At 30.8% G+C, this 13153-nt stretch carries 13 protein-coding genes; 2 read left to right on the top strand and 11 right to left on the bottom strand.

Going from position 1 to position 13153, the window contains the following annotated elements; genetic code table 11:
* Nucleotides 1-3: 3 nt before the first annotated feature.
* Complete coding sequence (locus E6771_RS00065; RefSeq protein ID WP_316088732.1) at nucleotides 4-675, top strand: anion permease; 672 nt, start codon at nucleotides 4-6, stop codon at nucleotides 673-675.
* Between the two features lie 180 nt (nucleotides 676-855).
* Here the strand turns inward: E6771_RS00065 and E6771_RS00060 are convergent, their stop codons facing one another.
* From E6771_RS00060 to E6771_RS00045, 4 genes are all read right to left on the bottom strand, one after another.
* A complete protein-coding gene (locus E6771_RS00060) occupies nucleotides 856-2226 on the bottom strand; it encodes a short-chain fatty acid transporter (RefSeq protein ID WP_316088730.1) in 1371 nt (456 codons plus the stop codon).
* A gap of 17 nt (nucleotides 2227-2243) precedes the next feature.
* The gene (locus tag E6771_RS00055) at nucleotides 2244-3191 is read right to left on the bottom strand and encodes a 3-hydroxyacyl-CoA dehydrogenase family protein (protein WP_316088728.1); all 948 of its coding nucleotides are present in this window, start codon (nucleotides 3189-3191) and stop codon (nucleotides 2244-2246) included.
* A 2-nt stretch (nucleotides 3192-3193) separates the two neighbouring features.
* Nucleotides 3194-4024 (bottom strand): 3-keto-5-aminohexanoate cleavage protein, encoded by an 831-nt coding sequence (locus E6771_RS00050; protein ID WP_316088727.1) that lies wholly within the window; start codon nucleotides 4022-4024, stop codon nucleotides 3194-3196.
* A gap of 237 nt (nucleotides 4025-4261) precedes the next feature.
* A complete protein-coding gene (locus E6771_RS00045; protein ID WP_316088726.1) occupies nucleotides 4262-5779 on the bottom strand; it encodes a sigma-54 interaction domain-containing protein in 1518 nt (505 codons plus the stop codon).
* A 202-nt stretch (nucleotides 5780-5981) separates the two neighbouring features.
* Here E6771_RS00045 and E6771_RS00040 point away from each other — a divergent pair, with 202 nt between their 5' ends.
* The gene (locus E6771_RS00040; protein ID WP_316088725.1) at nucleotides 5982-6512 is read left to right on the top strand and encodes a hypothetical protein; all 531 of its coding nucleotides are present in this window, start codon (nucleotides 5982-5984) and stop codon (nucleotides 6510-6512) included.
* A 48-nt stretch (nucleotides 6513-6560) separates the two neighbouring features.
* Here the strand turns inward: E6771_RS00040 and dgoD are convergent, their stop codons facing one another.
* From dgoD to E6771_RS00005, 7 genes are read right to left on the bottom strand one after another with little or no spacing between them, the layout of a single operon-like run.
* Entirely contained in the window at nucleotides 6561-7712 is a 1152-nt protein-coding gene (dgoD, locus tag E6771_RS00035) for a galactonate dehydratase (protein ID WP_316088724.1), read from the bottom strand.
* Nucleotides 7713-7728: 16 nt separating this feature from the next.
* A complete protein-coding gene (locus E6771_RS00030; protein ID WP_316088723.1) occupies nucleotides 7729-9012 on the bottom strand; it encodes a TRAP transporter large permease in 1284 nt (427 codons plus the stop codon).
* Between the two features lie 2 nt (nucleotides 9013-9014).
* The gene (locus tag E6771_RS00025; protein WP_316088722.1) at nucleotides 9015-9479 is read right to left on the bottom strand and encodes a TRAP transporter small permease; all 465 of its coding nucleotides are present in this window, start codon (nucleotides 9477-9479) and stop codon (nucleotides 9015-9017) included.
* 24 nt (nucleotides 9480-9503) lie between these two features.
* Nucleotides 9504-10475, bottom strand: a complete 972-nt coding sequence (locus E6771_RS00020) for a TRAP transporter substrate-binding protein (protein ID WP_316088721.1) — start codon at nucleotides 10473-10475, stop codon at nucleotides 9504-9506.
* Nucleotides 10476-10494: 19 nt separating this feature from the next.
* Nucleotides 10495-11241, bottom strand: coding sequence for an IclR family transcriptional regulator (locus E6771_RS00015; RefSeq protein WP_316088719.1), 747 nt, complete (start codon nucleotides 11239-11241; stop codon nucleotides 10495-10497).
* 11 nt (nucleotides 11242-11252) lie between these two features.
* Nucleotides 11253-12203, bottom strand: a complete 951-nt coding sequence (locus E6771_RS00010) for a 2-dehydro-3-deoxygalactonokinase (RefSeq protein WP_316088717.1) — start codon at nucleotides 12201-12203, stop codon at nucleotides 11253-11255.
* A 16-nt stretch (nucleotides 12204-12219) separates the two neighbouring features.
* Nucleotides 12220-12858, bottom strand: coding sequence for a bifunctional 4-hydroxy-2-oxoglutarate aldolase/2-dehydro-3-deoxy-phosphogluconate aldolase (locus E6771_RS00005; RefSeq protein WP_316088716.1), 639 nt, complete (start codon nucleotides 12856-12858; stop codon nucleotides 12220-12222).
* Between the last annotated feature and the right edge of the window lie 295 nt (nucleotides 12859-13153).

The raw sequence follows: 13153 nt of genomic DNA, 5'->3' as shown, positions 1-13153 counted from the left end.
CCTATGGATAAAAAAGAGGTTTCTATTCTTACCATCTTTTGCTTGATAGTTGCTCTTTGGGTACTTCCAAGTCTTTTAAAAGACTTTTTTCCAGAAATAATAAAAATAAGTCGTATGGGTACTGCTATGCCGCCAATACTTGGAATAATACTTTATTCTATTATTTCTTTTGATGGAAAACCATTACTGAATTTTGCTGAAGGAATGAAAAAAGGTGTACAATGGCCAAGTGTAATAATGGGAGCTGGAACTCTTGCTGCTGGAAGTGCTATGACTAATTCTAATGTAGGTCTTACTCAATACCTCATAGATGTCCTTAGTCCTGCTCTTCAAGGAATATCACCAATACTGTTGATACTTGCTTTTACTGCATGGGCATGTCTGCAAACTAATTTTTCTTCTAATATGGTTACAGTGACTGTTGTAACTACAGTTGCCATTCCCCTTATTCAAGCTACAAATGGTGCCATATCTTGTCCAGCAATAGTTGCTATAATCGGAATGATGTCTGCTTATGCTTTTGCTACTCCGCCTGCTATGCCACATGTAGCTATGGCAATAGGATCTGGTTGGTCAGATACTAGCAGTATATTAAAATATGGATTTCTTTTTATGGCTATTGCAACACTTATAACAGTTGTCATTGGTTATCCTATTGCTGCTTTTTTGATGTAAAATAACTAAAGGGCTGTTACAAATTAGTGACTTGTAGTGAACTAATTTGTACAGCCTCTTTTATTTTATAAATTTCTGCTAATATATACTTTTTCTTTTATTTTTAAGCATCAAAAAAAGCAGATTATTTTTTATTTATTTAAATTACTTTCCATATAAAATCATATATTTCTCATTTTTTTATACAAACATAGGTATTATATAAAGTCCAATTGTTGTAATTAATAGCCAAAATATCCAGATGAAAGCCATAAATCCCCATACATCTTTAAGTTTCATTCCTACAACTGACAATGCTGGAATAACATATAGAGGCTGCAGTAAATTTGTTGCTTCATCTCCATATACAAAAGCATTTATTACATACAGTATATTTGCATCTACCTGTTTAGCTGCATCTACCAGTAATGGTCCTTGAACTATCCATTGACCACCTTGAGAAGGAATAAACAGATTCGTTACAGATGCAGATATATACGCCCATACTGGCATAGTAGAAGCATTTGCAACATTTATAATTGCTCCAACTACAACAGCTCCAAATCCTGAATCCATCATCATTCCTGCTATTCCCCCATAAAACGGGAATTGAATTATTATCTCAGTAGTTAAAAACATATTTTCTTTATATGCTTCAACAAATTTTCTTGGAGTATTGTATAGAAAACAATTTAGTGTAATAAATAAAAATATAATAAAATTCACGCTTAAAGCTCCTAAAAATCCTTTTGTTATAAATGTATTTCCCAAAACTAAAATTCCAGAAATTCCTATAAGATACATTATTATTCTGCTTCCATTTAATTTATCAGCAACTGTTTCATTTTCTTCTATTTCTTCATTAATCTCTTCCTCATCTAAAGCAGTTTTAAATTCTACAATTTCCTCTTTTGGTGGAACTGTAAAAATACTTAGTAATACAGTAAATACTGCCATGATTACAAATAAAATTACATTTACATTGTTATATACAGTATCTGCTTGTGTCAATATTCCTATTTCTTTCTCAAGAAAATGTCCTTTTGTTGCAACAAGAGCATAAACAGATGCACTTGGTCCTAAGCATTGCCCCAAAATCATAGTTGAGTATCCTGCTGCAATCATCATTGGAAAATGTAATCCTTTTATCTGTTTTGAAAGCTGCATAGCTAGAATGGGAGTAACTACTGTGCAAAAAGCCCAGTTGACAAAGCTAGAAATATACCCAAACCCCATCAAAAGTATCATAGCTCCCATTGGTGTTTTTGGTATACTTGCAATTTTTCTCAATACTTTTTTTATTTGCCTTGATTTTGCACATACAGCACATGTAACTACCATAAATGCCATCTGGAATGCAAAAGTCATTTGAGTCCACAATCCATTATACCAGTGTATAACCATTTTTACAGGACCAGTCTTTGTAAAAATTATCCCTAAAACAAAAACTATAAAAGTAAGTATCAAGCAAAATACAAATGAGTCAGGAATTAATTTATCTGCTGCAAATTGAAATTTTTTACTCAATCTCCACAAAAACGTTCCTTTATTTGTTGATTTAGAATTTTCCATATCTTATCCCCCTAATTTTATTCTTCATAGTTTTTTGATGTTTTCAGCTGTATAATCAATTTTTTATTGAATTTATTTTTAATATCATTTATTTTTTCTTTAGGATACTTGAAAAAACCTTCTCCTGATTTCATTCCCAATTTATTTTCAAGCACCTTTTTTCTCAACAATGGATTTGCTTCTTTTCTATTATCCATAACACTCAATAAATTATCTCCTACAGTACACCAAATATCTAACCCTCCTATATCAGCTATTTCTAATTGACCAGATGTTGCATATCTGAATGCTGGTCCAAATTTTAATGCCTTATCTATATCTTCAGGTTCTGCCACTCCCATTTCTATCAATGAAAATACTTCTCTGGCTATTGCCTGTTGTATACGGTTAGCAACTAACCCAGGTACATCCTTTAGAATCTTTACAGTCTGTTTTCCAGAATTAGAATAAAGTTTTTCCACTTCTTTATATATTTCTTTAGGCATATTTCCAAAAAATGACAGCTCTGCAATAGGCATTAAGTGAGCTGGATTATACCAGTGACATACCATTATTCTTTTCTTTCTGTCCTCACTTATATCTCTGCTCATTTCATCTAATTTCAAACTTGATGTATTACTTGCAAAGATTCCTTCTTTTTTACAATATTCATCTAACTGTTTAAATAATTCTTGTTTTAATTCAATCCTTTCTGGAACTGCTTCTATTACATAATCAGCATCTTTTACTGCCTCTTTTAAATCAGAAAACATCTCTATATTTTCTATTGTTTTTTGAATATCATCTTTTTTTATAAAATCATTTTCCAGTAAAAATAAAAGCTCCTCTTCTATTACTTTCTTTGCATTTTCTCTTATTTCTGCATTAGTTTCGTATAAACTTACATTATATCCATGCAGAGCGAAAACTTCTGCTATTCCATGCCCCATTGTTCCAGCACCTATAACTGAAATATTCTTTATCATAATTACTCATCTCCATTTTTCAAACCTAAAATCTCTCTGGCTTCAGCTGGAGTTGCTACTTCATTCATAGAATTTTCAATCAGTCTAGCTGCTCTTTCTACAAGCTGAGCATTTGAAACAGCCAGTTCTCCTAGTCCATAATATACATTATCTTCCATTCCTACACGCACATGTCCTCCCATGGCAATAGCTGTCATTAGAATAGGTATATGTCCTCTTCCAATTCCCAATGCTGACCAAGTACTTCCCTCTGGTATTAAACTTTTTAAATAAACCAGATTTTCAACAGTTGCAGCTGTTCCCCCTGCAGCTCCTAATACAAATTGATAATGTACTGGTTCTTTTAAAACTCCTTTCTTTATATAATACAATGAGTTGTATATCATTCCAGCATCAAAAATTTCAATTTCTGGTTTAACATTATTTTCCTGCATTGTATATCCCAATTCTTCCAAAAATTTTGGATGGTTAATGAATAAACTATTATGCATCCAGTTCATAGAACCACAGTCATAAGAAGCAAGATCAGGTTTTATTGATTTTAAATGTGCCTGCCTAGTTTCATCAGTAGCATTTAAATCTCCTGAAGTTGTTAGATTAATAACTATATCACATTTTTCTTTTATAAGTTTAACTGTTTCTTCAAATTTCTTAGTATCCATAGTTCCTTTCCCCATATCATCTCTCATATGAAGGTGTGCTACAGAAGCTCCTGCTTTATAACATTCATACACATCATTTGCAATTTCTTCAGGCGTTAAAGGTATATTAGGATTATCTTTTTTAGATGGCCAGGCTCCTGTTGGAGCTACTGTTATTATTATTTTACTCATATTAATTCACCCTCCATTTATATTTTATTGTTAGTATAAATTAATAAAGCAAATGCTATGCCATCTTTTATCAAATTATAAAATTTACATTTATTCATAGTTTATGATTAAGTATATTTTTCATTATAGATGATTATTTTCATCGTTTTATTTTAAAAATGTGAATTTTTACACTTTTAACTCTAAAATAAAGAAAAACAGGTCAGATGAAAAAATTCATCTGACCTATTCCAAATTTCATCGCTCATACTCTTTCAGTTTAAGAATATCTATTTCTAAACTTTTACATTTTTTAACTACTGTTGATTGATCAATCCCTAAATGCTTAGCTGCTTTTCTTGTTGACCCAAAGTTTTTTAAAGCTTTGCTTATCATTCTTTTCTCCAGATAAGATACTGCTTTTTTCAAATCATAATCACTTACTTCCATAAAGAAATCATCACTATCTATCATTGGAGCTATTTCTCTTAATGTAATTGTTCCAGTTGTATTTATTACTACTATTCTTTCAAGAAAATTTTCTAATTCTCTAATATTCCCAGGCCATTGATATCTCTCAAGAATTTCTACAGCTTCTTTTTCTATATTAATATTTTTATTATATTTTTTATTAAAGATACTTAAAAATTCAAATATTAATTCTGGAATATCTTCTATTCTCTTTCTTAAAGGTTCTATATCTATTGGAACTACATTCAATCTATAAAACAGGTCTTCCCTAAATTTTCCATTTTTTATCTGCTCTTTTAAATTTTGATTGGTAGAAGCTATAATCCTTATATTTAATTTTATAGGCTGTGTTCCTCCCAACTTCATAATCTCTTTCTGCTGAAGCACTCTTAAAAGCTTAGTCTGTAATTTTATAGGCATATCTCCTATTTCATCCAATAGAATAGTTCCCTCATTTGCCAATTCAAACATACCTATTTTCCCATTTTTTTTAGAATCTGTGAATGCTCCCCCTTCATATCCAAATAATTCTGCTTCTAATAATTCATTTGGTATAGCAGCACAATTCACTTTAATAAAAGGTTTCTCTTTTCTGAAACTTTTATAAAAAATCTCATCAGCTATTAATTCTTTTCCTGTTCCTGATTCTCCAGTTATTAAAACTGTCACATCTGTTGGAGCTATTGTATTTATCAAGGTAAATATAGAGTTCATTTTTTCACTTTTATATACAAGTTTTCTATTAGACATCTGCTTGCTTCTTAAAAATTTTATCTCCTCATCTACTTTCAAAGAGGTTTTTTTCAATTTTTCAATTTTATTTTCTAATTCTTTTAATTCACTGATATCCCGATTATTTATAACAACAAGCTCAACCCTTCCATTTTTATCAAATATCGGACTCCCAGTTACCAACACATCTTTATCCAGTTTGACTATTTTCCCAATATTATTTATTCTCTTTTTTTCCTTTATTACATCTAAAGTTACTGCCCCTTTATAAATATCTCCCTTTGCCAATATATCTCTTACATTTTTTCCAATTATCTCTTCTTTAGTTATTCCTGTTATTCTTGTATAGGCCTCGTTTATAAATAGAGTTTTTCCCTCTCCATCAGATATATAAATACCATCAAAAAGATTATCCGCTATCTCTTTAAAATCAAAGTAATTACTAAGAAATTTCTGATATTCTCTGCAGATAAAATCATATTTTTCTTTTACTGTTTCATCTTTTTCCATAGCTTTTAAAAATACTTTTTCAATGTCTTTCCATATTTTTTCTAAACTATCTCTCTCCCTCATATCAGTTTTCCCCCAATTTATTCATATTTTCTCTAATTTTACTTGATTTATCCCCCGATTTTATTCTCTTAACCTTATTAATTATGATACCATATTTATTTCTTTTTTTTGTATTTTTTATTTTAAAATTTTCTAAAAAAGCCATAATTTTATGTTATAATTTTCATAGATGATTATATAAAAATTTAAGGAGGGTATTCCCTTGAAACTGAATAAAGTTCCCAGACTTCTGTACACCATTATCTGTATTATTTTCTTAACTGGGTGCTCTTCTGTCACAGAAAAAATGTTTGTCTTTCATGTTGAGAGATCTCTTAACCCTGTGATAATTCCATACAGGTCTACTGAAAAAGAAATGAGAGAATTCTTTGGAAAACCTGATTTTGTTATTGCTAAAAAAAATAGATTTTATGGTATAACTTATTACAATGGAAGCTACTACTTAAACAATACTGAAGAACACAAAGAAATATTAAAAAAACTGCTCCCTGAGAAAATATTAAAAAATGAAGAGTCTCTCAAAGAAACTATTCTTACAATATATTTTGATCCTATTGACAGAGTTGTATCAAAATATGATATAAGAAAATATATGGCTCCTCCAAAGTATGATCCTAATGCTCTTACTCCAGAAGAAAAAGAGGAAATGGAAGCAAAAGAAAAAAAGCTGAGAGATGAGTTTCGTGATCTGTCACCTTTAGAAGTTTTAAATAAAATAATACTGGATATGTAGGTATGAATGCAAAAAGATAGGTGGAAATTCCACCTATCTTTTTTCTTTTTACCATTCAGCAAATGATCCATCCTTATGTCTCCATATAGGATTTTTCCAGTTATGAGGAACTTTTGAAAGTTCTCTTACAAGTTCTTCATTGACATCTACTCCTAATCCTGCTTTTGAGCAAATATCTACATATCCATCTGTAAATTTAAAATCTTCTTTATTTTTTACATAATCTAAAACATCTTTGCCTTTATTATAATGTATCCCCATACTTTGTTCCTGAATTACAGCATTATATGTTGTTGCATCTAAATGAAGACATGCAGCTAGTGCTATTGGTCCTAAAGGACAATGTGGAGCTACTGCTATATCATATGCCTCTGCCATTGATGCGATCTTTTTAACTTCTGTAATTCCTCCAGCATGTGATAAATCTGGCTGTATTATATCTACATATCCGCTGGACAATATATCTTTAAAATCCCATCTTGAAAATAGTCTTTCTCCTGTTGCTATCGGAATAGAAGTAGCATTGGCAATATCTCTGAAAGATTCCTTATTCTCACATAAAACTGGTTCTTCAATAAACATTAAATCATATTCTTCCAATTTCTTAGCCAGTATTTTAGCCATTGGTTTATGAACTCTTCCATGAAAATCCACAGCAATACCAAAATATTTTCCAGTTGCTTTTCTTATAGCAGCTACTCTTTCTAATACAGCATCTACTTTTTCATATGAATCAATAAACTGTAATTCTTCTGCAGCATTCATTTTTATTGCTGTAAATCCTTGCTCCTGCTTTTCTTTAGCTGCTGCTGCTACATCATTGGGTCTATCTCCACCTATCCAAGAATAAACCTTCATTTTATCTCTGCATTTTCCACCCATTAATTCATACACTGGCTGATTTAAATATTTTCCTTTTATATCCCAAAGTGCTTGATCTATTCCAGCAAGAGCACTCATCATAATAGCTCCTCCTCTATAGAATCCCCCTCTGTATAATACATTCCAATGATCTTCTATTGCCAGTGGATTTTTTCCAATCATATAGTTATCCATCAATTCTTTTACTGCACCTTTTACAGTACTTGCTCTTCCCTCTACTACTGGTTCTCCCCATCCAGCTAATCCTGTATCAGTTTCTATCTTTAAGAACAGCCATCTTGGTGGAATTTCAAATAATTCATACTTTGTTATTTTCATCTTCTATTTCATCTCCTTAAAAAAATAGTCTAGGCAAACACATTACAATATCTGGGAATATCAACAGTACCATTTGTGCAAAAGTCATTGCAGCCAAGAATGGCAGTATCCTCTTAGAAAGCTCTACTATTGAACAGTTCGATATTCCTTGTGCAACAAATAGATTTACTCCAACTGGTGGTGTTAAGAATCCTATCTGTGCTGAAATTATAAAGATTATTCCAAAATGTATTGGATCTACTCCTAAGTTTTTCAAGATAGGAAGGAACATTGGTGTGAAAATTAAAATCTGTGCTTCTATTGCCATAAAAGTTCCAGCCACAAATGCTAAAGCTATAAACATCAGATATATTACATATACATTATTTGTTAATCTCAATATTTCTTTAGCAAACTCCTGTGGAATTTGTGCCATTGTTAAATATCTTGCAAATGCAATTGCAAACCCTAAAATTATTACTACAGTTGATGTTGTCAAAGCTGCCTGTGCTACTATAGCAGGCACTTGTGAGAATTTTAATTCCTTATGAACAAATATACTTATTACTAAAGCATAAACAACTGCTACAATTGCAGATTCAGTTGCTGTGAATATTCCACTGTAGATTCCTCCAAGAATTATAAATGGAATCAGCATTGACCACTTAGCATCCCAAACTGCTTTAAGAAAATCTTTACCTGACAATCTTTCAACTTTTTTACTTCTGTAATTATTCTTTTTAGCTATTATATATACTGTAACTATCAGACACACTGTCAAAAGTGCTCCAGGTACAAATCCTGCAAGGAATAATTCCCCTATTGACACCTCTGCTGTAATTGCATATATTATCATTGTAACTGATGGAGGAACTAATACTCCCATAGAACCAGAAGCTGCTGTTAACGCTCCTGCAAAGGCTGTATCGTATCCTTCTTCCTTCATAGCTGGAATCATCATTGCTCCAATAGCTGCAACTGTTGCTGGAGAAGATCCTGAAATAGCTGCAAAGAAGAAACAAGCTATAACTGTTATTATTCCCAATCCTCCATAAACATTTCCTACTAATGAAGTGGCAAGCTTTATCAGCCTATTGGATATTCCACCTTTTTCCATTATCAGTCCTGCAAGGATAAACATTGGTATAGCTAGAAATGTATAACTATCCAATCCAGTAAAAACTGTTTTGGCTACAAACTCTACACTTATTCCACTAATAAATAATCCTACCAGCCCAGAAATACCTATACAGTATGCAATGGGAATTCCTATAAATATGGCAATTATAAATACTATCATCATTATCATAAATATCTGCATTGTTATTCTTTCCCTCCTTTGATTTCAGCAATCAAAACTTGGAAAGCTCTGCAAGCTCCAAATAAGAAAGTCAGCGGAATTATTCCATAAACTAAATACATAGGCAGCCCCAAAGCAGGAGATAACTGCTCCATTTCATATGTTGTCATAGAAATTTTCAATCCTGCATATCCTACTAACAATAACAACCAAATCATCACTATATCATTAAATATAAAAATATATCTTTTTATCTTGCTCTTTACATAAATATCTATCAATTCCACTCTAACATGTTTTTTTCTTTTCAGAGCCAATGAAGCTCCAGTATAGACCATTAAGATAAATAAATATCTGCTTAATTCCTCTGTCCATGATAAAGAAAAATTGAGAACAAATCTGAATAATATTTGCAGCACTCCCATAAGTACAAGCAACAACATTGCTCCAGTTATTACATAGTACTCAAATTCTTTTCTTTCGCCCATCTTTATCTCCTATTCATCAAAAATTTATTTTGTTGCTTCTTTAAGTTTTTTATACATATCTTTATTGATTTTATCTCCTTCTTTTTCTAATATTGGAGCTACTATCTCTTTTATTTTTGTTTTAAACTCTTCAGAAGGTTCTACAAATACTAACCCTGTTTTTGCCATTTCTTCTCTTGCTGTTTCATCATCTTTTGCCACTGATTCTGCCATATAAGCTATAGCTATATCAGCAGATTCCTGCATTATAGTTTGTTGTTCTGGTGTCAATGAATCATAGAAATTTTTTCCCACCACTAATACAACCCAGCTGTAAACATGCCCTGTCATTGTTCCATATTTTTGAACTTCAGAAATTTTTTGAGAATAAATATTCATCATTGGATTTTCTTGTCCATCAACAACCCCTTGTTGAAGAGCAGAGAATAATTCACTGAAAGGCATTGGTGTAGGATTTGCTCCTAAAGCTCTGAATACTCTTAAGTGTAAAGGATTTTGCATTGTTCTGATTTTCAAACCTTTAAAATCTTCAATAGACTTTATCTCTCTTGCATTATTTGTTACATGTCTAAAACCAAATGGTCCAAATCCAAGTCCTACATATCCTGCTTTTTCTAATTTCTTTAATAATTCCTGTCCCCATTCGCCATTACATACTTCCATGGCTTTTTCCTGACTATCAAATATAAAAGGGAAAGATAAAAACTGAAATTCTTTTACAAATGTTCCTAATACTGCTGGATCAGGCAGATTCATATGCGCTGCTCCAAATTTTATTTGTTCAAGAACTTCCTGATCAACCCCTATTTGATTCGATGGATAAAGTTCTACTCTTATCTCTTTGTTTGTTTTTTCTTCAAGATTTTTCTTAAAAAGCTCCATTCCTTTATATTCAAAATGTGATTCTGGAACCCCCAGCCCTACTCTCATAACTTTTTCAGCATACCCCAATGTTGACAAAACAATAAACATACATACCATTAAAAATCTTTTCATCTTCACTCCTCCTAATTTTTTAATTTAAAATTTCTGATATCTTCTCTGCTGTGTCTTTTATTTTCTTCCCTCTTTTTTTTGTTTCCTCTTCATCTATTGTCGTGTATAACCCTGCTAAACTTATTGCTCCAAATATTTTTCCATCCTGATATATTGGAGCTGCTACACAGGAAACTTCCACATCTCCTTCTCTGTAGTCTATTGAATATCCTCTTCTTTTAGCCTCCAGAATATCTTCCTTCAATTTTTCAGAATCAACTATTGTATAGTTAGTTTTTGGTTCTAATTTAGTTCTTGCAATATATTCATCTAAATCTTTTTCAGAATAAGTTGATAAGATAGCCTTTCCAAGTCCTGTATAGTACAATGATTTTCTGCTTCCCAATACTGCTGTAGTCCTTACAGTCTTTGAGCTTTCCATTTTTGAAAGATACAATACATCATCTTCATCTTTTAATCCAAAGAATAATGTATCATTAAATTCATCAACTAATTCCTTTAAAAATGGTGTTACTATATCCAAAACCTCTCTTTTTCCTCTCATTTTTAATGAAAGTTCAAATATTTTATTTCCAAGCTGGTATAGCTTCAAACTTTCATCAGAACAATAAAGATATTTTTTTGAGACTAAAGCTTTTACTATATCATCTACAGAACTTCTTGGAATTTCCAGTTCTTTTGAAAGCTGTGTTATTGTCATTCCATTTTTTGAATTAGAAATTTTTTCAAGTATTTCCATTGTTTTCAAAGTCGACTTATTCAACATAATATCCCACCTTACTTTTTACTTTCTTCCCAGATTTTTAATGCTCCCCTCGTTGCCAGTTCGCTAGATATAATTACCTGAATATCATTATCTAAATTCATATCTGAAAGAAGTTCAAACAATCCCTTGGCAATTATATTTCCACCTGCTATTATTATTTTCTTATATTTTGTTAAATATCCATTTTTTTCTAAAGAGGCTATATCCTCGCTTAAAACCAATCCTAAAAGATAATTTGACTTCTCATTTATTGTAAGTTTTTGCGATAAATCAAGTCCTCTCAGCATAAACGAACCTTGATTTATTCCATATTTTCTACCTGCTTTGTTCCCCAAAGACAAATATTTTTTTTCTATTTTATCAGCAAATTTTTCATCTACAGAAGTCTTTAATATAGTATATTTTGTCATTACATCATAGATTTCACCACTCATAGTTGTAAGAAGGTCAACTATATTTCCATCAGATACTTCTATAAATTTATTATGCGAACCTGGGAGAATTACAAGTACTGGCTCTTCTACTTTTATTTCTTCAAGTATTCCAAATACTTCTACCTCTTCTCCCCTTATTACATCTATACTTTTCAGATGTTCATCTTTAAAATATTCTTTTTCTACTTTTATTCCTGTTATCAGATATATTTCAAATTCAAAGAACTTAACTTTTTTTATATTCTTAGAAAATTTCTCTAAAGATACAGGAACAATTAAATGTTCAATTTCCATTAATCCTAAAGATGATGTTATCATTCCAGAAGCAATTACACATTCAATTTCTTCTTTTTCTATTTTATTCTCTCTTATACATTCTTTTAGAAGCTTGTACAGTTCATTTTCAAATTTTTCTTTTCCAATTTTCACTCCATAATTTTCTTTTCTTTCAAAAATTATATTTTTTCCTTCTACAATTCTGATTCTTAAATTAGAAGTTCCTGCATCAATTGTTACTATTTTTTTCATTCTCACCATTTCCTTGCTAAAAACTTTCAGCAGCTTTTTTTATAGCAATTATATTTTCTCTTAATTCATGAAATTTTCCTGCTTTTATAAGTTTATTATCTACTAGAGAACTTCCTATACCAAGACAGCTGAAACCTGCTTTTAAAAATTCTGAAACATTATTTCTGTTAACTCCTCCCACTGCCATACATTCAAGATCGTTGATTGGTCCTCTCAAAGATTTTAAATAAGAGAATGGTATTTCTCCTGCTGGGAATAATTTTAAAATTTTACAGCAGCTGTATTTTTTAGCTTTCATAGCTTCTGAAGCTGTGAAAAAACCACATACACAAAACATTCCAATTCTTTCTGCTTCCTTCAGTATTTCTTCATCTAGATTAGGTGTAAGTATAAACTTAACTCCATTTTTTGCTGCAAAATCTAATCCCTTTAATGTTACTACTGTTCCTGCTCCTATTATAAAATCACTAGAATATTTTCTGTTCACTATTTCAAATTGTTTTTCTACATCTTTACTGTTCAATGTTATTTCAAGTATTTTTATTCCCTCTTCTTTTAAAATATCCAATGTATCTTCAAATTTTTCTAAAGGAACATCTCTTAATATTGCTACTATTTTTTCTTCCCTTAATGTTTTCAATAATTCTTCATACATTTTTATTACACCTCCTTTTTGTACCGTAAATACGTTTAATTGATGTATATACATTATCTTCTTGGTATAAATATATAACATTTTTTATTACGTGTCAATAAAAAATACAAAAAATTCTAAAAAAGTTTCTTTTGTATATTTTTAAACGTATTTACGTTATAAAAACCGAAATACTGTCATCAGACAGAACTTTTTTACATAAAAAAAGCTGAGTAACATTTAAAAAAAATGTTTTACTCAGCTCTCTTTTTTGTATAATATAGTTACCACCCTAATTATACAAAGGAGACATACA

Source organism: Fusobacterium sp., from assembly GCF_032477075.1.
Lineage (GTDB): Bacteria > Fusobacteriota > Fusobacteriia > Fusobacteriales > Fusobacteriaceae > Fusobacterium_A.
Note: the sequence above shows the minus strand (reverse complement) of the source record. Positions and strands in the feature narration are given on the sequence as shown.